A 19,474-nucleotide genomic window follows, 5' to 3' on the forward strand; every position below is an offset into this window, starting at 1 on the left:
CAGTCAAAATGCCAGCCCTTGCGGCTGGCATTTTTATCTCTGTAACATTATTCCCGCGCTAACGCATCTACCGGATCAAGCCGCGCCGCATTACGCGCCGGTAACCAGCCAAACAAAATTCCGGTAGCGGTTGAGCACAGGAATGCCGTGAGCAGCGCAACGGGTGAGAAGCCAATTTCCCAGCCGGGCAGGAATAACTGTAGCGTAAAGGCGATCAGCATCGACAACGTGATGCCCAACGCGCCGCCAACCAGACATACCAGCACCGCTTCAATGAGGAACTGTTGCAGCACATCACTGGCGCGCGCGCCAACCGCCATACGAATGCCAATCTCGCGCGTTCGTTCGGTTACCGAAACCAGCATAATATTCATCACGCCGATCCCACCTACCACCAGCGAAATGACCGCCACCAGCGTCAGGAAGAGTTGTAATGTACGTGTGGTCTTTTCGGCGGTTTTCAAGACGCCGTCCATATTCCAGGTAAAGAAATCTTTCTTCCCATGGCGTAACGACAACAGACGGGTAAGTTGCTGCTCAGCCTGAGCGCTATCAAAACCGTCCTTCACTCGCACGGTGATTGAGTTCAGCCACGATTGCCCCATAATTCGCCCGGACATGGTGCTGTAAGGCAGCCAGACCCGCAGGATCTTACTACTGCCGAACATCGACTGTTTCTCCTCTGCAACACCAATCACCGTAGCAGGCATATTTCCCACCAAAATGACCTCGCCCACCACCTTCGCTTTGTTGGGGAACAACTGACGTCGGGTATTACTGTCAAGCACCACCACCTGCGCCCGGCCAGCCAGTTGCTCAGCGTTAAAGGTGGTGCCTTCGCTAAACGTCATACCATAGACGTTGAAATAGTCGCCGCTAACGCCGTTCGCACTGGCTGCCACGTCAATATTACCGTAGCGTAACCGCAGGTTCTTCGACACCGCAGGCGTCACCGAACTTACCCAGGGCTGTTTCTGCAGCGCGGTTAAATCGTCATATTTCAGCGCCTGTTGATACTGCGGATCGTCATCGCCGAAATCTTTGCCGGGATAGATATCAATGGTATTGGTACCGATAGCGCGAATGTCTGCCAGCACCAGCTGTTTTGCCGCATCCCCCACCACCACAATTGAAACCACCGAAGCAATACCGATGATAATCCCCAGCATGGTCAGCAACGTACGCATCTTATTCGCAGCCATTGCCAGCCAGGCCATGGTGAGCGCTTCGCGAAAACCGCTGATAAACTGACTCCAGCCGGATACTGTTTTCACTGTCGACTCGGAGATTTCGCGTCCACCAGAAGATTTGTGCGGCGGCGGATTACGTACGATCTCTCCGTCGCGAATTTCAATGACGCGCTCGGCCTGCGCGGCGACCTGGCTGTCGTGCGTAACGATAATTACCGTATGTCCGCGATCGCGAAGTTGATGCAAAATCGCCATCACCTCTTCGCCAGAATGGCTATCCAACGCGCCGGTGGGTTCGTCGGCAAGAATAACCTGCCCACCGTTCATCAACGCACGCGCAATACTGACCCGCTGCTGCTGACCACCGGAAAGCTGGGAAGGCTGATAGTCAACCCTGTCGCCCAGCCCCAGCCGCTGGAGTAATTCCTGCGCACGAGCCAGACGTTGCTTACGTTCAGTCCCGGCATAGACCGCTGGCACCTCAACGTTTTGCGCGGCGGTTAAATGCGACAGCAAATGATAACGCTGGAAGATAAAACCGAAATGCTCGCGTCGCAGTTGCGCTAGCGCATCGCTATCGAGGGTGGAGACATCGCGCCCGGCCACCCGATACGTGCCGCTGGTAGGTTTATCGAGACAGCCGAGAATGTTCATCAGCGTCGATTTACCCGAACCAGACGCGCCGACAATTGCCACCATTTCACCGGCCTGAATGCTCAAGGAAACGTCCTTTAACACCTCGACCTGCCCTTCGCCTGACGGGTAACTGCGGCGGATATTGCTCAGCTCAAGCAATGCCGTCATTTCGCCGCTCCTGGATTGCCCTCGCCGGTAATGACTTCATCTCCCTCTTCCAGCCCCTTCACAATCTCGACATCGGTGTCATTGCGCGCGCCGATCACCACCTCACGCTCGCGGGTTTCGCCGTTACGCAGCAGCCTGACGTTATAGCGATTATTGCCAATAGGATCGCCCAGCGCCGATAGCGGGATGGTCAGGACATTTTTGACATCCGTGAGCTGAATATGAACCTGTGCGGTCATATCCAGACGCAGGATCCCTTTCGGGTTAGGCACTTCAAAGCGGGCATAGTAGAAAATCGCATCATTCACTTTTTCCGGCGTCGGCAGGACATCTTTCAGCGTACCTTCGTAGCGCGTCTGCGGATCGCCCAGGACGGTGAACCAGGCTTTTTGTCCGGGATGCAGGTGAATAACATCCGCCTCGGAAACCTGCGCTTTCACCAGCATGGTACTCATGTCTGCTAACGTCAGAATGTTAGGCGCCTGCTGGGCGGCAATAACGGTTTGTCCTTGCAGGGTGGTTATTTGCGTAACCTCACCCGCCATCGGCGCCACAATGCGGGTGTAATCAAGGTTGGTCTTTGCTGTATCAAGAGAGGCTTGATTACGCTTAATCTGCGCATCAATGGTGCCGATTTGCGCCTGTTTGACCGCCATCTCGGTAGCCGCGGTATCGAGATCCTGTTGTGAAACCGCCTGGGTTTTCGCCAACTGTTGCTGACGGGAAAGCGTCACCCGCGCCAGCTTCCACTCGGCTTCAGCCTGTAAACGCTGAGCGCGTAATTCCATCAGCGTCGCTTCAACCTCTTTGATCTGGTTTTGCGCCTGTTCAGGATCGATAACGCCAAGCAGTTGATCTTTTTTTACTTTATCGCCAATCGCGACCGACAGCGTTTTTAACTGCCCACTGACCTGCGCCCCGACGTCAACTTTTCGCAGCGCATCCAGTTTCCCGGTTGCCAGTACGCTTTGCTGGAGATCGCCTGGACGAACAATTAACGTTTGGTACTGAGGTAAAGGCGCATTAAGCGTTCGCCATAGTGCAATTATCGCCACAATAAGGATGATGGCGAAGATAAAATAGCGTTTTTTGATTTTTCCCTTGAGCTTCATAAATGTCCCAATTTCCCCCAATACGTCCATCAGAGTGGAGTGTTAAACGTCAACGTTAAATAAATAGCCGTTGAAAAACGCAAGAATAACAGAGTTATTGATGAATGGTTAAGATCCGCTGTGCTGAAATTAATGCCAGGGTATCAATCGGATTTATATTATGAGTCAACTAACTGAAAGCGCTTTTCTTTCCAGCAAACCCATCACCAGCCTGGGTCTTTTTTACAGCCTGAGCCGCGGTCAATTACGGCCTGCACAGTGTTGGGATAAACGGAGCTTTCGGCGTAAGTTTATCTGGCGTTCATTGCTGATACCTCGCCTTACCCAGGAATGGATGACTGAACTGGCGCAGTGGCCGGAGCTTGAAGACCTGCTCGCCCGTCAACCCCGACTGCCCGTTCGTCTGCATCGTCCTTACCTTGCCGCCAACTTCGATCCCAGAATGCGATTAGATGCGGTGCGTTTTCATTATCATGTTATCCGCCATGCATTTTTACCTGGTGAATTTAACGCTTTATTAAGTCATGACGGCTTACAGTTGGCGCAAATTGCAGGCAAAGATAACGAGATATTTACCGTGACCATGATGATGTTTCCGGTACTGGATAAAGAGGGTGAAAGTACCATTCTGGTGCGAAATGGCGATGGTGACGAACTGACTAAAATGACATTTACGTTCTGCGAATATAATGGGAAAAGTACATTATTTATCGGCGGCATGCAGGGCAATTCACAACTTCCGCACGAAGCAACACAAAAAGCGACCAAATCCTGCCACGGAATATTCCCCAAACGCCTTGTTATGGAAGCCATTTGTCGTTTAGCGGAACAATTGAATATCGAAAAGGTAATGGCTGTCAGTAACGAGCAGCATATCTTTCGCAGTCCGCGTTACAACGATAAAAACAAAGTGATTCTTTCCGACTACAACGCATTTTGGGCGTCGCTTGGCGGCGAGTGCGACAGCCGCGGGTACTATCATATTCCGCGTGCGCTGGCACGAAAAAGCGAAGCGGAGATTGCCAGTAAAAAACGCGCAGAATACCGCCGTCGCTATCAGCTACTGGACAGCATCCACGCGCAGCTGTCGTCGATGTTTCGCCACTAATCCGCTCTGCCGCGTGCCAGCCACAGCACGCGGGAAAACATTTTCCGCAACAAAGTGGGAACGGCGTCTACACCACGCCGCCCTGCTTCCATCGCCACCTCGATCGCCAGATCCGGTTTTGACGAACGATGAATCGCCTTGGAGATAATTTTGCGCATATTCATTGGCACGTTTTCCGGGATCTGCGCGACGCGATGAAAGACATCGGCGAACCCCTGACGATACATAAAGTGTTCCATATCCAGCGCGGGGAGCATGGTTAAATGATCGCGCTCCTCCTCTCTGTCGTTATTCAATAAACCGCGCACCGTGGCGGCATACTTTTTCCCCGCTTCATCGCCATCGACCAACACGTGCCATTCAATTCCCATCCGGCGGGCAAACTTAACCAGTGGTTTGAGGCCTGACTGAGCGAATTCGATGACTTTAATGCCTTCCGCATCAAAGTGGTGTCCGCACTGGCGGGCCAGCTCGTTAATGACCCAGGTTTCCGTTTCGCCTTCCACCAGCAGCCAGCAGCGGGCAAACAGTGAAGATGCGCGATTGAAACGAATATGGAAAGCAATACGCCGACCGTCCTCCGCGCTGATCCCACCCGGCCCCAGTCGCCAGGCGGCGACGCGGGATGACTCACGCACCAGACGGACAACGTGTTCCACCGGCGTGAGAGACAGCAACTCACCGGAGTTGGTGGTCGCCACCCGCTGGAGAGGAAGTAGATTCAGCAGGTGCCAGGCAACCGACAACATGATGGGATGTAAACGCGTTTCCGGGTCTTCTATCAGCAATAAAGGCCGGGCATCTTTATCCAGCCTTAACGTGCCTTTGGCCTGCAACAGCGTCGAGAACAGTCCCAACAGGATAACGCGATGCGTTCGTCCGCCAGGTTTATCAATCATGCGGTTAATGATATCCAGATAGCGCCAGCTACGTTGTTCGTTATTGGAGCGGCGACGCATCAGGCGATAGCGGGACTGACCAGAACCCTGCTCAGAAAAATAGTGCTCTAATAGCTGCACCATAGCCGACAGCCCCTGACGAATCTGCCCATCGGTCAGGTTTTGTGGTCGGGTAGCCAGTTCACGCGCCAGAAAATCCAGCTGGCGAGCGGTCACTTCAACATCCGCCGAATCCGGCACCGTACCGTTACGAATGCGCCGCATAAAACGCGCGTCACGCAGACGCAACACAGGCATCAGACGCACGAGATGCCGCGCCAGATCGTTAATGTCGTCGAGATTGAGCGGATGACCATCACTATCAAGAAAACTACGTAGCGTCAGGACGCTCCCATCATCCGCGCACTCGCCCTCCAGACGATAGAATATACGGTGATAGCTATCGTGGCACGGCGTCCAGCAGGCTTCCAGAGGACGGTAGCGACGAACCCGATGACGACCCGGCTGAGATTCACGAAACGTCAGGATAATGTGCAAATGATGTTCCCGGCCCTGTATATCCCCCGGCGGGAACCAAAAATCATCGCGGTTAAAGTGGTACAAATCAGATTCCGGTGACAGCAGCAAGGTTAAAGCATCCAGCAGACTGGACTTACCCCACGCGTTCTCCCCAATCAGCACGTTACTCTGCTCAAGCATCAACGACAGGCGGTTAATACCACGAAATCCAACAATCTCAACGCGTTCGAGAATCATATAGCCTCCGGAAATGCTAACTTTTTCCTTCAAGTTATCAGGAGTATAACGTTAACCGAGCGCTCAGGGCACCCGATATCATCAGGAGGTTAATCGCAGAAATCAAAAAAATTAAGAATATTCTTCTTATGTTTTCCTGTGATTATAATTTCTGAGCCCAATCATCATTTTTAGCTAATTGAACTATGCTTCATTCATCCAATATTCAAAAAGGAATCACGACATATTGCCTTAAATCAAATTTTTTCATCAATTTAACTGGCGAAGGGATGATGTTTTTTTCTAAAATACCCGCTCTTTCATCATCGTCCCTTTAAGCGATGAATTACCGGGCAAGGAACACGAACCCGGAACTTTTAATTGAGGTGGTTATGTTCAGGAAATTAGCAGCCGAATTCTTCGGTACGTTTTGGCTCGTCTTTGGTGGGTGCGGTAGCGCAGTACTGGCCGCAGCATTCCCGGAATTGGGAATTGGATTCACCGGTGTCGCATTGGCATTTGGTCTGACCGTATTAACTATGGCCTTTGCCGTGGGCCATATTTCAGGTGGACATTTTAACCCGGCAGTAACCTTCGGTTTATGGGCTGGCGGTCGCTTCCCGGCGAAAGACGTTATTGGATATGTTTTTGCGCAGGTTGTGGGCGGTATTGTTGCAGCTGCGGCTCTGTATCTAATTGCCAGCGGTAAAGCAGGTTTTGATGCAACCGCCAGCGGTTTTGCTTCGAACGGCTTTGGTGAGCATTCACCTGGCGGTTATTCCATGCTTTCTGCTGTTGTAATTGAAATTATTCTGACCGCTGGTTTCTTATTAGTGATCCACGGCGCGACCGACAAACATGCTCCGGCAGGTTTTGCCCCTATTGCAATCGGTCTGGCGTTAACACTGATCCACTTGATCAGCATTCCAGTCACTAATACCTCCGTAAACCCGGCACGTAGTACCGCAGTTGCCATTTTCCAGGGCGGCTGGGCATTGCAACAATTGTGGTTCTTCTGGGTCATGCCAATTATCGGTGGGGTTCTCGGTGGTCTTATTTACCGCACTCTGCTGGAAAAACGCGATTAATCGATAACAAAAAGGCCTGGCGAAAGTCAGGCCTTTTTTTCCTCGCTATATTTCCTTTTATTTGCAACTTTACTCCCCTCTTTGCATTGAGTAGTGTGTGCTTGCGCATTTCGTCTTACATCTCAGCAAGGATCGGGTTTTCATGTTTTCAGGGCTGTTAATCATTCTGGTTCCCCTTATTGTGGGCTACCTTATTCCACTTCGGCACATGGGCGCACTAAAACTCATCAATCGCCTGTTGAGCTGGATCGTGTACCTTATTCTCTTTTTTATGGGCATCAGCCTGGCGTTTCTGGATAATCTCGCCAGCAACCTGTTAGCCATACTTCATTATTCTGCTGTCAGCGTGACGGTCATTTTGCTGTGTAATATCGCCGCGCTGTTCTGGCTGGAGCGTTCACTGCCCTGGCGGCATAACCATCAGCAAGAGAAACTACCGTCGCGGATCGCGATGGCGTTTGAGTCGCTCCAGCTTTGCGGGGTTGTCGTGGTGGGCTTCCTGCTGGGTCTCACCGGTCTTTCCTTTTTGCAGCACGCCACCGAAGCCAGCGAATATACGTTAATCTTTTTACTGTTCCTGGTGGGGATTCAGCTTCGCAACAGCGGTATGACCCTCAAGCAAATCGTGCTGAATCGCCGGGGCATGATTGTTGCCGCCGTCGTCGTCGCCAGTTCGATGCTGGCGGGGGTTATCAATGCGTTTATCCTCGGCCTGCCGGTCAAAACCGCGATGGCGATGGCGTCAGGTTTTGGCTGGTATTCGCTGTCCGGTATTCTGTTAACCGAATCGTTCGGGCCGGTGATTGGCAGTGCCGCCTTCTTTAATGACCTGGCGCGAGAACTGATTGCCATTATGTTGATTCCCGGCATGGTGGGCCGCAGTCGCTCCACCGCGTTGGGGCTATGCGGGGCCACATCGATGGATTTCACCCTGCCGGTTTTACAACGCAGCGGTGGACTGGAAATGGTTCCGGCAGCCATCGTGCACGGTTTTATCCTGAGTCTGTTAGTCCCTCTGTTGATGGCGTTTTTCTCCGCCTGACCCTCATACAAATACCTCTCTGGCGGTAGTCGGCTACCGCCAAAATTGCGCTAAATCAATCTCCTTGCAAGTTGTAGCAGAAATCCCTTTTATCCCTGCGCGCACAGGCATAACCTTAAACATGTATATTAAATATAACTTTAAAAGGTGTGACCATGTTTTGTGTGCAATGTGAACAAACCATCCGTACTCCGGCAGGGAACGGCTGCTCTTACGCGCAGGGTATGTGCGGTAAAACGGCTGAAACCTCCGATTTGCAGGATCTGCTGATTGCTTCCCTACAAGGTCTGTCTGCATGGGCTGTTAAAGCGCGTGAATACGGCATCATCGACCATGACGTTGATAACTTCGCACCGCGCGCGTTCTTCTCCACGCTGACCAACGTTAACTTCGACTCCCCGCGTATTGTTGGCTATGCCCGTGAAGCGATTGCCATGCGCGACGCGCTGAAAGCACAATGTCTGAACATCGATGCGAACGCAGCGGTCAACAACCCGATGGCCGATCTGCAACTGGTCAGCGACGATCTGGGCGACCTGCAACGTCAGGCGGCTGAATTTACCCCGAACAAAGACAAAGCGGCCATCGGCGAGAACATTCTCGGCCTGCGCCTGCTGTGCCTGTACGGTCTGAAAGGTGCCGCGGCCTATATGGAACACGCGCACGTTCTCGGCCAGTACGACAACGACATCTACGCCCAGTACCACAAAATTATGGCGTGGCTGGGTACCTGGCCTGCCGATATGAACGCTCTGCTGGAGTGTTCTATGGAAATCGGCCAGATGAACTTCAAAGTGATGAGCATCCTGGACGCCGGTGAAACCACTAAATACGGTCACCCGACGCCGACTCAGGTCAATGTTAAAGCCACCGTTGGTAAATGCATCCTGATCTCCGGTCACGACCTGAAAGATCTCTACAACCTGCTGGAGCAGACCGAAGGTACCGGCGTTAATGTCTATACCCACGGCGAAATGCTGCCGGCACACGGCTACCCGGAACTGCGCAAGTTCAAACATCTGATTGGTAACTATGGCAGCGGCTGGCAGAACCAGCAGGTTGAGTTCGCTCGCTTCCCTGGCCCAATCGTGATGACCTCTAACTGCATCATCGACCCAACCGTGGGCGCCTACGACGACCGTATCTGGACCCGTAGCATCGTCGGCTGGCCGGGTGTGAGCCACCTCGAAGGCGACAACTTCGGTCCGGTCATCGCTCAGGCACAACAGATGGCTGGCTTCCCGTACAGCGAAATCCCACACCTGATCACCGTAGGTTTCGGTCGTCAGACGCTGCTGGGCGCTGCTGATACGCTGATCGACCTGGTCAGCCGTGAAAAACTGCGTCACATCTTCCTGGTCGGCGGCTGCGACGGCGCGCGCGGCGAACGTAACTACTTCACCGACTTCGCCACCAGCGTACCAGACGATTGCCTGATCCTGACCCTGGCGTGCGGTAAATACCGTTTCAACAAACTGGAGTTCGGCGATATCGAAGGCCTGCCGCGTCTGGTCGATGCCGGTCAGTGTAACGATGCTTACTCTGCCATCATCCTGGCGGTCACTCTGGCAGAGAAGCTGGGCTGCGGCGTCAACGACCTGCCGCTGTCTCTGGTGCTCTCCTGGTTTGAACAGAAAGCGATTGTGATTCTGCTGACCCTGCTGTCGCTGGGCGTGAAAAACATCGTCACTGGCCCAACAGCGCCTGGCTTCTTCACGCCGGATCTGCTGGCTGTGCTCAACGAGAAATTCGGCCTGCGTTCCGTGACCACCGTTGAAGAAGACATGAAGCAGTTGCTGAGCGCGTAAGGAGTAAAGAATGACAATGCCAACTCATCAGTGCCCATGGCGGATGCAGGTGCATCACATCCATCAGGAAACGCCGGATGTATGGACGATTTCGTTGCTGTGCCACGACTATTATCCGTACCGCGCCGGGCAGTATGCACTGGTCAGCGTACGTAACTCAGCCCAGACGCTGCGTGCTTACACCATTTCATCTACCCCGGGAGTAAGCGAGTACATTACGCTGACCGTTCGCCGGATTGACGATGGCGCAGGTTCACAGTGGCTGACCCGTGACGTGAAGCGCGGCGACTATATCTGGCTGTCCGATGCCATGGGTGAATTTACCTGTGAAGATAAGGCGGAAGATAAGTTCCTGATGCTGGCTGCCGGTTGCGGCGTGACGCCAATCATGTCAATGCGTCGCTGGTTGGCAAAGTACCGCCCACAGGCCGATGTGCAGGTGATCTTTAACGTTCGTTCACCGCAAGATGTTATTTTTGCCGACGAATGGCGTGACTATCCGGTGACGCTAGTCGCTGAAAACAATGCCACCCACGGTTTTGTTTCTGGCCGACTGACGACCGATCTGCTGAAAAGCGTGCCGGATCTGGTCTCTCGTACCGTGATGACCTGCGGCCCGGCGCCGTATATGGATCTGGTCGAGAAAGAAGTCAAAGCACTGGGCGTGACGCGCTTCTTTAAAGAGCAGTTCTTCACGCCAGTTGCCGAGGCCGCCACCAGCGGTCTGAAGTTCACCAAGCTGCAACCGGCGAAAGAGTTTTACGCGCCGGTGGGCAGTACGCTGCTGGACGCGCTGGAAAGCAATAAAGTGCCGGTCGTTGCCGCATGTCGTGCGGGCGTTTGCGGCTGCTGCAAAACCAAAGTGGTTGACGGTAACTACACGGTCAGCAGTACCATGACGCTGACGGATGCAGAAATAGCCGAAGGCTATGTACTGGCCTGCTCCTGTCATCCGCAGAGCGATTTAGTACTCGCTTAATCTGTAAAATACCCCTTCGTAGCTGCTCCAGGCCGGATAATGCGTTTACGCCATATCCGGCCTTTTTTTACCGCCAGGCCGAATTTCCTGCCACCGAGAAACGCCCCGCCCCTAAAAACGCGACAGCCAGCGCGCCGAGCAAGAAGTACACCAGACTCTCAATCGCCCATGCGCCGGTTTTGTCCAGTGACCAGGTTTCGCCCATCCCGACCATCAGCCACGCCACCACCATCGTAAACGCCAGCCCCAACGCCGCCGGACGGGTCAGGATCCCCAGGATAATCAGGCAAGGCGCAACGACCTCCCCCAACAGAACGCCGTAAGCAATAAAGCCCGGAAAACCTTTCGCTATCAGCATGCCGCTGATGCCCTCAATACCGGAGAACAATTTATGTAAGCCATGAAACAGCATCAGCCCGCCGACAGCGATGCGTAACAGAAACTTGCCAAAGTCTTCATGAGTCAGCGTTCGGTTAACTGCATTTAATAGTTTAGTAACCATTTGAATTCATTCCTTGTTTCACCATGCCAGATATCAAACTACGCGTTATCTGCTCGAAATGTAAGCTGCCGAAAATAAGGGGGAAATGAGAAGCATAACTATCATCTTCATCTAAACTTGTAACCGGTATCACATTAAAGGAGATGGAAAACCATGAAACAAACGGTTGCCGCTTTTATTGCTAAAACCCTCGAACAAGCTGGCGTTAAACGCATTTGGGGCGTGACGGGCGACTCATTAAATGGTCTTAGTGACAGTCTTAATCGTATGGGAACGATTGACTGGATGCCGACCCGTCATGAAGAAGTTGCCGCCTTCGCCGCTGGCGCAGAGGCGCAGCTAACCGGCGAACTGGCCGTCTGTGCCGGTTCATGTGGACCAGGGAACCTGCACCTGATCAATGGGCTGTTTGATTGCCACCGCAACCATGTTCCGGTCCTGGCGATTGCCGCACATATCCCTTCCAGTGAGATCGGCAGCGGTTATTTTCAGGAGACCCACCCGCAAGAGTTGTTCCGCGAATGTAGCCACTATTGCGAGCTGGTTTCCAGCCCTGAACAGATCCCGCAGGTACTCGCCATTGCCATGCGTAAAGCCGTATTAAATCGTGGCGTCTCAGTCGTGGTATTACCCGGCGACGTCGCGCTGAAGCCCGCGCCGGAAAGCGCCAGCACGCACTGGTATCATGCGCCACTCCCGGTCGTCACCCCGGAAGAAGAAGAACTCAGAAAACTGGCGCAACTGCTGCGTTATTCCAGCAATATCGCCCTGATGTGCGGCAGCGGCTGTGCCGGCGCGCATCAAGAACTGGTTGAGTTTGCGGCAAAAATCAAAGCGCCGATTGTTCATGCCCTGCGGGGTAAAGAACACGTCGAATACGATAACCCGTATGACGTCGGTATGACCGGGCTGATTGGCTTTTCATCCGGATTCCACACCATGATGAATGCCGACACGCTGATCCTGCTCGGCACCCAGTTCCCCTATCGCCCGTTCTATCCGACCGACGCCAAAATTATTCAGATTGATATCAATCCGGCGAGCATCGGCGCGCACAGTAAAGTTGATATGGCGCTGGTGGGCGATATTAAATCCACTCTCCGCGCCCTGCTGCCGCTGGTGGAGGAAAAAACCGAGCGGAAGTTTTTGGACAAAGCGCTGGAGCACTATCGTGAGGCGCGCAAGGGTCTGGATGATTTAGCCAAACCGAGCGATAAAGCCATTCATCCGCAGTATCTGGCGCAGCAGATCAGCCATTTTGCCGCTGACGACGCGATCTTTACCTGCGATGTTGGTACCCCGACGGTTTGGGCGGCACGCTATCTGAAAATGAACGGCAAACGCCGCCTTCTCGGGTCGTTTAACCACGGGTCGATGGCGAACGCTATGCCACAGGCGCTCGGCGCCCAAGCGACCGAACCGGGACGCCAGGTCATCGCCATGTGCGGTGACGGCGGTTTTAGCATGCTGATGGGCGATTTTCTGTCGGTTGTCCAGATGAAGCTGCCGGTGAAGATTATCGTCTTCAACAACAGCGTGCTGGGATTTGTGGCGATGGAGATGAAGGCTGGCGGTTATCTGACCGACGGCACGGAGCTGCACGACACAAACTTCGCGCGGATTGCCGAAGCCTGCGGCATTACGGGCATTCGTGTGGAGAAATCCTCAGAGGTCGATGAAGCGCTGCAAAGGGCGATGTCGATTGACGGTCCGGTGCTGGTCGACGTGGTGGTGGCGAAAGAAGAGTTAGCCATCCCGCCGCAGATCAAACTCGAACAAGCAAAAGGTTTTAGCCTGTATATGTTGCGCGCAATCATCAGTGGACGCGGTGATGAAGTGATCGAACTGGCGAAAACGAACTGGCTCAGGTAAAACAGAGGGCATTACCTCACTAAAAAAGGAATGCCCGTGATTGACTTACGCAGTGATACCGTAACCCGGCCGAGTCGCGCCATGCTGGAAGAGATGATGGCCGCCCCGGTCGGGGACGACGTATACGGAGATGACCCTACCGTTAACGCTCTCCAGCAATACGCTGCAGAGCTTTCCGGCAAAGAAGCCGCTATTTTCTTACCTACCGGCACTCAGGCGAACCTGGTTGCGCTGCTCAGCCACTGCCAGCGCGGCGAAGAATATATTGCAGGCCAGGGCGCACATAACTATCTCTACGAAGCGGGCGGCGCAGCGGTGCTCGGCAGCATTCAGCCGCAGCCTATCGACGCCGCGCCGGATGGCACTTTACCGCTGGACAAAGTGGCGGCAAAAATCAAAGCGGACGATATCCATTTTGCCCGCACACGCCTGCTTAGTCTGGAAAACACCCACAACGGCAAAGTGCTGCCACGCGAGTATCTGAAAGATGCCTGGGAATTCACTCGTGAGCGCAATCTGGCCCTGCACGTTGATGGCGCGCGTATTTTTAACGCCGTCGTCGCTTACGGTTGTGAGCTGAAAGAGATCGCGCAATACTGCGACTCGTTCACCATTTGTCTCTCCAAAGGTCTGGGAACGCCGGTAGGCTCACTGCTGGTCGGTAGTCACGACTACATTAAACGCGCCATCCGCTGGCGTAAAATGACCGGAGGCGGAATGCGTCAGGCCGGGATTCTGGCGGCGGCCGGACTGTATGCGTTGAAAAATAACGTGGCGCGTTTACAGGAAGACCATGACAACGCGGCCTGGATGGCGGAACAACTGCGCGAAGCAGGCGCAGATGTCATGCGTCACGATACCAATATGCTGTTTGTCCGCGTTGGCGAAGAACACGCTGCTGCGCTGGGCGAGTACATGAAGGCGCAAGGGGTACTGATTAACGCCTCCCCGATTGTACGCCTGGTGATGCATCTGGACGTATCGCGTGAACAACTTGCTGAAGTCGCCGCCCACTGGCGCGCTTTTTTAACTCGCTAAGGAGATAGGCGTGCCGCAACGGATTTTGGTTCTTGGCGCCAGTGGCTACATTGGTCAGCATCTGGTACAGGCGCTCAGTCAGCAAGGGCACCAGGTACTGGCTGCGGCACGCCGGATTGAACGGCTGGAAAAACTGCAACTGGCCAACGTCAGTTGCCACAAAGTCGACTTAACCTGGCCTGATAACCTGACTCCGCTGCTGACGGATGTTGATACGGTTTATTACCTGGTCCATGGCATGGGTGAAGGCGGTGATTTTATCGCTCATGAGCGCCAGGTCGCGATGAACGTGCGTGATGCGCTACGTAGCATCCCCGTCAAACAGCTTATTTTCCTGAGCTCATTACAGGCTCCGCGACATGAACAATCCGATCATCTGCGTGCGCGGCAGATAACCGCAGACATCCTGCGCGAAGCCGGCGTGCCGATGACCGAATTACGGGCAGGCATTATCGTCGGGGCGGGTTCCGCCGCTTTTGAAGTGATGCGCGATATGGTCTACAACCTGCCGGTACTTACGCCTCCGCGCTGGGTACGTTCGCGTACCACGCCCATCGCGCTGGAAAATTTGATGTACTATCTGGTGGCGCTGTTGGACCATCCCACAGGCCATCACCGCGTACTCGAAGCCGCAGGGCCACAGATATTAAGCTATCAGGAACAGTTCGAGCATTTCATGGCCGTCAGCGGCAAACACCGCTTGTTGATCCCTATCCCGTTTCCGACCAGTTGGATTTCGGTGTGGTTTTTGAATGTTATTACGTCGGTACCGCCCACTACGGCAAAGGCGCTGATACAAGGCTTAAAGCATAACCTGCTGGCCGATGACGCTGAGCTACGCGCGCTGATCCCGCAAAAGCTGATCGCCTTTGATGACGCAGTGCGCAGCACGCTGAAAGAAGAAGAGAAGCTGGTTAACTCCAGCGACTGGGGGTATGACGCTCAGGCATTCGCCCGCTGGCGTCCCGAATATGGCTATTTTGCCAAACAGGCTGGCTTTAGCGTCGACACCTCCGCCAGTCTGAAAGCGCTGTGGCAAGTGGTGAACCGACTCGGCGGGAAAGAAGGCTATTTCTTTGGCAATTTTTTGTGGAAGACGCGCGCCGCGCTGGACCTGCTGGTCGGCCATAAGCTGGCAAAAGGCCGCCCGGAAAACCCGTTGTTGCAGGTTGGCGATGCCGTGGATAGCTGGAAAGTGATCATCGTTGAGCCAGAAAAACAGCTCACACTGCTGTTTGGCATGAAAGCGCCGGGATTAGGCCGTTTAAGCTTTACACTGGAAGATAAAGGCGATCATCGGCGCATCGATGTACGCGCCTGGTGGCATCCGCACGGCATGCCCGGTCTCTTCTACTGGTTGTTGATGATCCCGGCTCATCTGTTCATTTTCAGAGGGATGGCAAAGCGTATCGCCAAACTTGCAGAACAAATCACAGACTAATGACAAAAAGAGACTGTATTCTTTCACGTTTCCCATTGCATACAGGCGTATTTCACGGAAGAATGCGCACGATGTTTTTTAAACACAGTGGATTGATATGAAGGTACTGGTTACCGGAGCCACCAGCGGCTTGGGCCGAAATGCGGTTGAGTTTCTATGCAGCAAAGGCGTCAGCGTCAGAGCCACCGGTCGCAACGAAGCGATGGGCAAGCTGCTGGAGAAAATGGGCGCAGAATTTGTGCATGCGGATTTGACCGAACTGGTCTCTTCGCAGGCAAAGGTCATGCTCGCAGGTATCGACACGCTGTGGCACTGCTCCAGTTTTACCTCGCCGTGGGGAACGCAGGAAGCCTTCGATCTGGCCAACGTTCGTGCTACCCGCCGTCTGGGCGAATGGGCCGTTGCCTGGGGCGTACGTAACTTTATCCATATCTCCTCTCCGTCACTCTATTTTGACTATCACCATCATCGGGATATCAAAGAGGACTTCCGACCACATCGCTTCGCCAATGAATTCGCCCGCAGTAAAGCGGCTGGTGAAGATGTGATTGCGCTGCTCGCGCAGGCTAACCCGCAGACCCGCTTCACGGTATTGCGTCCACAAAGTCTGTTCGGACCTCACGATAAAGTTTTTATCCCCCGTCTGGCCCACATGATGTACCACTACGGCAGCATCCTGTTGCCGCACGGTGGAAGTGCGTTGGTGGATATGACCTATTATGAGAACGCGGTACACGCAATGTGGCTGGTAAGCCAGGAAGCTTGCGATAACCTGCCGTCAGGCCGCGCATACAACATTACTAACGGCGAGCATCGAACGCTGCGCAGTATCGTGCAGAAGCTGATCGACGAGTTGAATATTGATTGCCGAATCCGCTCGGTGCCCTACCCGATGCTGGACATGATTGCTCGCAGCATGGAGCGTCTGGGCAATAAATCGGCGAAAGAGCCAAAGCTTACGCACTACGGCGTCTCGAAGCTGAATTTTGACTTTACGCTGGATACCACCCGCGCTCAGGAAGAGTTAGGTTACCAGCCCATTGTCACGCTGGATGAAGGGATTGAGCGTACCGCGGCCTGGCTGCGCGACCACGGTAAGCTGCCGCGTTAACCCTGCCCGTATTTCTCCAGCAAGGCCTCCGCAATCGCCTGCGTTTCTGCATCCGCCACGCCGTTCCACAACGTCGGGCGGAAGTGCATCTGGAATGCCATAATCACTCGCTGCTGTTCACGCGGCGTCATTTCGGGTTTCACCTCATAACCATAGCGCGACAGCAGATCGAGTAACGATGCAGTGTCTACCGGTGTAGACGGCGCTCTCCCGTTGAGATAAAACGCCACGCGCTGAGCATCAGGCCATGCGCCGATTCCCTGTGCAGCCAGCTGTTTCCATGGAAACAATGGGCCAGGATCGTCCTTACGCTGCGGTGCGACGTCCGCATGAGCCACCACGTTTTGCGGCTTGATGTCGTAGCGAGCAATAATGTCCTTCGCCAGTGGGATCAACGCCTGAATCTGCGCTGGCTCAAACGGGGCAAAATATTTCGTTCCCGCCGATTTTTGCCAGCCGCGGTTTTCCAGCTCAATGCCAATCGAGGTATCGTTAATCCGCGTCGCGCCGCGCCAGAAGCTAATCCCGGCATGCCAGGCCAAATCTTTTTCCGGCACCAGTTGCCAGATACGTGGCTTGCCATGGTAGAGCGGCGGCACAGCCGGGATCAGATAGTGCGAACTGACGTTTTTATCGGTCAGCGTAGCCAGAGAAGCGTCAAAATCATCGGCCGTGTAATGGATAACCAGCACTTTGATGCGCGGATAAGCGGCCTGCGCCTGACGGCGGGTATCTAACTGATATCCGTCTTTATCGACAATCCCTTTTTCGCCAGCACAGCCCGCCAGCAGCAGCGTCAATGCCAGCAGCCACAACAGACGCTTCATCGGCGAGTTTTCACCGCAGTGCCGCTGACGCTCACCATCAACATGCTGCCATCTTTACCCACGGTTTCGTAATCAATGTCGATACCGACGACCGCATCGGCACCCAGCGCTTTCGCCTGTTCACCCAGCTCCTGAAAAGCAATTTCGCGCGCTTTACGCAGCTCTTTTTCATACGCGCCGGAGCGGCCGCCGACAATATCGCGAATGCCGGCGAAGAAATCGCGGAAGATATTCGCGCCTAAAATCGCTTCGCCCGTCACCACACCGCAGTATTCCACGATGCTCTGCCCTTCAAGCGTTGGGGTAGTTGAAAACTGCATGATTAATCTCCTTTTTGCGCTAAGAGCACGATCTCAAAAGCATTATCGAACCGATCCACTATCATTGAAAGGATATATTCTATCAACGTAGAACACTAATAGTAGAAAGCTAATAAGGAAATCATTATGCGCTACTCGAAACTCTCACTGCTGGTTCCCTGTGCACTACTTCTCAGCGCCTGTACAACCGTGACCCCGGTTTATAAAGATAACGGCTCTCGTAGCGGTGCATGCGTAGAAGGCGGGCCAGACAGCGTGGCTCAACAATTCTATGATTACCGTATTCAGCATCGAAACAATGATATTACCGCCCTTCGCCCGTACCTCAGCGACAATCTGGCTAAACTGCTGACCGATGCCAGCCGTGATAACGCGCATCGCGATCTGTTTAACAGCGATCCGTTCTCCAGTCGCACGACGTTACCGGATAGCGCCAGCGTCGCCAGCGCATCGACTATTCCGAATAGTGATGCACGCAACATTCCGCTGCGCGTAGAGCTGAAACAGGGTGACCAAAGCTGGCGTGACGAAGTGCTGATGATCCGCGAAGGCCAGTGCTGGGTAGTAGACGACGTCCGCTATCTGGGCGGCAGCGTACACGCGCCAGCCGGGACGCTGCGCCAGTCTGTGGAAAACCGCTAGTCCCCCCCATTCACCCGCCCGCATCATAACCCCCATAAATTGTCCGGCATTCTGCATAGAATGCCGACAATTATTCTTGCCCGCTGGTGGCCCCGCTATTTTGTGCTATGTTTAGATAAGAATGCGGTTTGCATTTAACTTTTAACGCATAAATATTGCATAACTATTCTGTCAAAGGTAGTATCTGCGGCTTCAATAGCTATCAGACTGCCAGCATACGAGTGTCAATGAGTATTCAATTAAACGGCATTAACTGCTTCTACGGCGCACATCAGGCGCTGTTCGATATCACGCTGGATTGCCCTCAGGGTGAAACACTGGTGTTACTTGGCCCTAGTGGAGCCGGGAAAAGCTCGCTACTGCGCGTACTCAACCTGCTTGAGATGCCGCGCTCGGGCACGCTCTCTATTGCGGGTAACCGTTTCGACTTCACGAAAACACCGTCAGATAAAGCTATTCGCGATCTGCGCCAGAACGTGGGTATGGTTTTTCAGCAATATAATCTTTGGCCGCACCTCACGGTTGTACAGAATCTGATTGAAGCGCCCTGCCGTGTGCTCGGTCTGACAAAAGAGCAGGCAATGGCGCGCGCCGAGAAACTGCTCGAACGTCTGCGTCTGAAGCCCTACAGCGATCGTTATCCGCTGCATCTCTCCGGCGGCCAGCAGCAGCGTGTGGCCATTGCCCGCGCGTTGATGATGGAACCGCAGGTGCTGCTGTTTGATGAACCGACCGCCGCGCTTGATCCGGAAATTACCGCGCAAATCGTTAGCATCATTCGTGAGCTGGCGGAAACCAACATTACTCAGGTGATCGTCACCCACGAAGTGGAAGTTGCTCGTAAAACGGCCAGTCGTGTGGTGTATATGGAAAACGGTCATATCGTCGAGTTTGGGGATGCGAGCTGCTTTGCCAACCCGCAAACCGAAGCATTTAAAAACTATCTCTCTCACTAA

At 53.8% G+C, this 19,474-nt stretch carries 17 protein-coding genes; 11 read left to right on the forward strand and 6 right to left on the reverse strand.

The genetic code is table 11. The features are described from left to right. Positions 1 to 47: 47 nt before the first annotated feature. Positions 48 to 1,994: a macrolide ABC transporter ATP-binding protein/permease MacB gene (gene macB, locus FDW97_RS07065; protein WP_087855946.1), complete on the reverse strand. Its 1,947-nt coding sequence runs from the start codon at positions 1,992 to 1,994 to the stop codon at positions 48 to 50. Continuing rightward, positions 1,991 to 3,106 (reverse strand): macrolide transporter subunit MacA, encoded by a 1,116-nt coding sequence (gene macA / locus FDW97_RS07070; protein ID WP_038641845.1) that lies wholly within the window; start codon positions 3,104 to 3,106, stop codon positions 1,991 to 1,993. The genes macB and macA overlap by 4 nt, the downstream gene beginning before the upstream one ends. A gap of 160 nt (positions 3,107 to 3,266) precedes the next feature. Between macA and FDW97_RS07075 the strand changes: the two genes are divergently transcribed. Next, on the forward strand, positions 3,267 to 4,214 hold the full coding sequence (locus FDW97_RS07075; RefSeq protein WP_110497459.1) for a VirK/YbjX family protein: 948 nt from the start codon (positions 3,267 to 3,269) through the stop codon (positions 4,212 to 4,214). Here the strand turns inward: FDW97_RS07075 and FDW97_RS07080 are convergent. Beyond that, on the reverse strand, positions 4,211 to 5,869 hold the full coding sequence (locus FDW97_RS07080; RefSeq protein WP_137350822.1) for an ATP-dependent endonuclease: 1,659 nt from the start codon (positions 5,867 to 5,869) through the stop codon (positions 4,211 to 4,213). The two genes, FDW97_RS07075 and FDW97_RS07080, sit on opposite strands and share 4 nt — an antisense overlap. A gap of 371 nt (positions 5,870 to 6,240) precedes the next feature. On the opposite strand from FDW97_RS07080, the gene aqpZ reads away from it, so the two are divergent. From aqpZ to hcr, 4 genes are all read left to right on the forward strand, one after another. Then, positions 6,241 to 6,936 (forward strand): aquaporin Z, encoded by a 696-nt coding sequence (aqpZ, locus tag FDW97_RS07085; protein WP_137350823.1) that lies wholly within the window; start codon positions 6,241 to 6,243, stop codon positions 6,934 to 6,936. A 142-nt stretch (positions 6,937 to 7,078) separates the two neighbouring features. Then, positions 7,079 to 7,978 (forward strand): lysine exporter LysO family protein, encoded by a 900-nt coding sequence (locus FDW97_RS07090; protein ID WP_087855944.1) that lies wholly within the window; start codon positions 7,079 to 7,081, stop codon positions 7,976 to 7,978. 155 nt (positions 7,979 to 8,133) lie between these two features. Further along, positions 8,134 to 9,786 carry a hydroxylamine reductase gene (gene hcp, locus FDW97_RS07095; RefSeq protein ID WP_137350824.1) on the forward strand — a complete coding sequence of 551 codons (1,653 nt, stop codon included), beginning with the start codon at positions 8,134 to 8,136 and terminating at the stop codon, positions 9,784 to 9,786. A 10-nt stretch (positions 9,787 to 9,796) separates the two neighbouring features. Continuing rightward, entirely contained in the window at positions 9,797 to 10,765 is a 969-nt protein-coding gene (hcr, locus tag FDW97_RS07100; RefSeq protein ID WP_069323474.1) for an NADH oxidoreductase, read from the forward strand. Between the two features lie 67 nt (positions 10,766 to 10,832). Here the strand turns inward: hcr and FDW97_RS07105 are convergent, their stop codons facing one another. Beyond that, positions 10,833 to 11,267: a DoxX family protein gene (locus FDW97_RS07105; protein ID WP_137350825.1), complete on the reverse strand. Its 435-nt coding sequence runs from the start codon at positions 11,265 to 11,267 to the stop codon at positions 10,833 to 10,835. Positions 11,268 to 11,420: 153 nt separating this feature from the next. Here FDW97_RS07105 and poxB point away from each other — a divergent pair, with 153 nt between their 5' ends. The 4 genes from poxB to FDW97_RS07125 all read left to right on the forward strand — a co-directional run bounded on the left by poxB (position 11,421) and on the right by FDW97_RS07125 (position 16,729). Continuing rightward, a complete protein-coding gene (gene poxB / locus FDW97_RS07110; protein ID WP_137350826.1) occupies positions 11,421 to 13,139 on the forward strand; it encodes a ubiquinone-dependent pyruvate dehydrogenase in 1,719 nt (572 codons plus the stop codon). A 36-nt stretch (positions 13,140 to 13,175) separates the two neighbouring features. Further along, on the forward strand, positions 13,176 to 14,177 hold the full coding sequence (ltaE, locus tag FDW97_RS07115; protein ID WP_085047903.1) for a low-specificity L-threonine aldolase: 1,002 nt from the start codon (positions 13,176 to 13,178) through the stop codon (positions 14,175 to 14,177). A 10-nt stretch (positions 14,178 to 14,187) separates the two neighbouring features. Continuing rightward, positions 14,188 to 15,618 (forward strand): SDR family oxidoreductase, encoded by a 1,431-nt coding sequence (locus FDW97_RS07120; RefSeq protein WP_137350827.1) that lies wholly within the window; start codon positions 14,188 to 14,190, stop codon positions 15,616 to 15,618. Positions 15,619 to 15,715: 97 nt separating this feature from the next. After that, positions 15,716 to 16,729 (forward strand): NAD(P)-dependent oxidoreductase, encoded by a 1,014-nt coding sequence (locus FDW97_RS07125; RefSeq protein ID WP_038641874.1) that lies wholly within the window; start codon positions 15,716 to 15,718, stop codon positions 16,727 to 16,729. Here FDW97_RS07125 and FDW97_RS07130 read toward each other — a convergent pair. Both FDW97_RS07130 and FDW97_RS07135 read right to left on the reverse strand, forming a co-directional pair. Further along, positions 16,726 to 17,556 carry an N-acetylmuramoyl-L-alanine amidase gene (locus FDW97_RS07130; protein WP_137350828.1) on the reverse strand — a complete coding sequence of 277 codons (831 nt, stop codon included), beginning with the start codon at positions 17,554 to 17,556 and terminating at the stop codon, positions 16,726 to 16,728. The two genes, FDW97_RS07125 and FDW97_RS07130, sit on opposite strands and share 4 nt — an antisense overlap. Continuing rightward, complete coding sequence (locus FDW97_RS07135; protein WP_001160725.1) at positions 17,553 to 17,876, reverse strand: heavy metal-binding domain-containing protein; 324 nt, start codon at positions 17,874 to 17,876, stop codon at positions 17,553 to 17,555. The genes FDW97_RS07130 and FDW97_RS07135 overlap by 4 nt, the downstream gene beginning before the upstream one ends. A 126-nt stretch (positions 17,877 to 18,002) precedes the next feature. Between FDW97_RS07135 and FDW97_RS07140 the strand changes: the two genes are divergently transcribed. Together FDW97_RS07140 and artP are read left to right on the forward strand one after the other, a co-directional pair. Then, positions 18,003 to 18,518, forward strand: coding sequence for a lipoprotein (locus FDW97_RS07140; protein WP_137350829.1), 516 nt, complete (start codon positions 18,003 to 18,005; stop codon positions 18,516 to 18,518). 227 nt (positions 18,519 to 18,745) lie between these two features. Continuing rightward, positions 18,746 to 19,474, forward strand: coding sequence for an arginine ABC transporter ATP-binding protein ArtP (gene artP, locus FDW97_RS07145; RefSeq protein WP_003027295.1), 729 nt, complete (start codon positions 18,746 to 18,748; stop codon positions 19,472 to 19,474).

The sequence above is a fragment of the Citrobacter sp. wls708 genome (assembly GCF_005281255.1).
Classification (GTDB): Bacteria; Pseudomonadota; Gammaproteobacteria; order Enterobacterales; family Enterobacteriaceae; genus Citrobacter; species Citrobacter werkmanii.